The organism is Psychromonas antarctica, assembly GCF_022267535.1.
Classification (GTDB): Bacteria; Pseudomonadota; Gammaproteobacteria; order Enterobacterales; family Psychromonadaceae; genus Psychromonas; species Psychromonas antarctica.
On sequence record NZ_JAHNZV010000229.1, the window covers coordinates 1 to 1654 of the forward strand.

General features: G+C 42.2%; 2 protein-coding genes. One reads left to right on the forward strand and one right to left on the reverse strand.

Annotated features, from left to right (window positions below; translation table 11 throughout):
* Nucleotides 1–653, reverse strand: a 653-nt coding sequence (locus KSO91_RS17150) for an NADP-dependent isocitrate dehydrogenase (protein WP_238744235.1), incomplete at its 3' end; no start/stop codon positions are given.
* 419 nt (nt 654–1072) lie between these two features.
* On the opposite strand from KSO91_RS17150, the gene KSO91_RS17155 reads away from it, so the two are divergent.
* Nucleotides 1073–1651: a pseudouridine synthase gene (locus KSO91_RS17155; protein WP_238744236.1), complete on the forward strand. Its 579-nt coding sequence runs from the start codon at nt 1073–1075 to the stop codon at nt 1649–1651.
* The last annotated feature ends 3 nt before the right edge of the window (nt 1652–1654 follow it).

Consider the following 1654-nt stretch of genomic DNA (forward strand, 5'->3'; position numbering starts at 1 on the left):
ACTGGCGTTGAAGCTTTTAATGCATGACTAACACCCGCTTCATTAGTAAATTCAATTTTCACATCATCATCATGGCCTAATACAACCGATTGCTCGCTACCGTAAAAATCGCCTTCCAGCATATTAGCAACATGTGATTTGGAATCTTTACTCCATGCCCCCATACGGTGCGGATTATCTTGTGCATACTGTTTAACCGCATCGGCAACACGGCGATCGGAGTTACCTTCGCGCAATACCGGATTTACCGCACTGCCTAATAGTTTTGCGTAACGCGCTCGGGTCTCTTTTTCTGCATCAGTTTGTGGATTAGCAGGGAAGTCCGGTAAATTATAACCGTGTGCTTGTAGCTCTTTAATGGCGGCTTGTAACTGAGGTATAGATGCACTGACATTCGGTAATTTAATAATATTTGCATTAGCTTGATTAACAAGCAGGCCTAATTCCGATAACGCATCGGGTAACTGCTGCGCAGCAGTTAATTTGTCTGAGAAGTTGGCAATAATACGACCAGCTAACGAGATGTCCCGTGTTTCAACAACAATATCAGCCGCTTTAGTAAATGCATTTACAATTGGCAGCAGTGAATGAGTTGCCAGTGCGGGTGCTTCATCCGTTTGTGTATAAATAATTTTTGCTGATTTATCTGTCATATCATGTCCTTTAGCAATAGTGAGAATTTTTATCCAAGCATAAAAAACTGTTATCAATTTGTTACGCTACAAAAAACAGGCCTTTATCATAGCGAAAACTGATAAATAGTCCAATGATACCCATGATACCTCAAGCCATTTTATTAGAATTCAGCTTGGAGAGCAGAATAAGACAGCCATGCAGGCTATCTTATTAGATGCGGTCGACCGCTACAGGTTTTCGAGCGGAAACTCCCCAGGGGAAGCTAAATAGGCACTATTTGCATGCGATAAGTGACCACCGTAGTGGTTGCTTTTCTGCTACAATCATCTTTCTTTATTATCATGACAGGCAGAAACTGGTGTTTACAAAAAATAATGAGCGCTTTAAAAGCAAGCATCCCAAAACAGATAAAACAATACAGGTCAAAAAAAGTACCGTGCAGAGAAATAAAGTGGCTGTTGTAGATGGCCCGCAAAAAATAATTCTGTTCAACAAACCCTTTGATGTGCTCAGCCAATTTACCGATGAGGGCAATAACGATAGCACTCGTCAGACCTTAAAAGATTTTATCGATGTGCCCGATGTTTATGCTGCAGGCCGATTAGATAGAGATAGTGAAGGCTTGTTGTTGCTCACCAATGACGGTAATCTGCAGGCAAAAATCACTCAGCCAGATGCGAAAACCAGCAAAACTTACTGGGTACAAGTAGAAGGCGCACCTAAGGAAGCGGATCTCAACAAGCTGCGTAAGGGAGTTAAACTAAAAGATGGTTTTACCCTGCCTGCGAAAATTGAAATAATGTCAGATCCGCAAATTTGGCCACGTAATCCGCCCATCCGCGAACGCGCAAATATTCCCACCACTTGGCTCGCGATTACGATTAGCGAAGGCCGTAATCGTCAAGTACGACGTATGACGGCGAATATTGGTTTTCCGACACTGCGTTTAATCCGTTATCGGATTGGTAGTTGGACGATTGATGGTATTGACAATGGGCAATATAAATTACTTTAGATT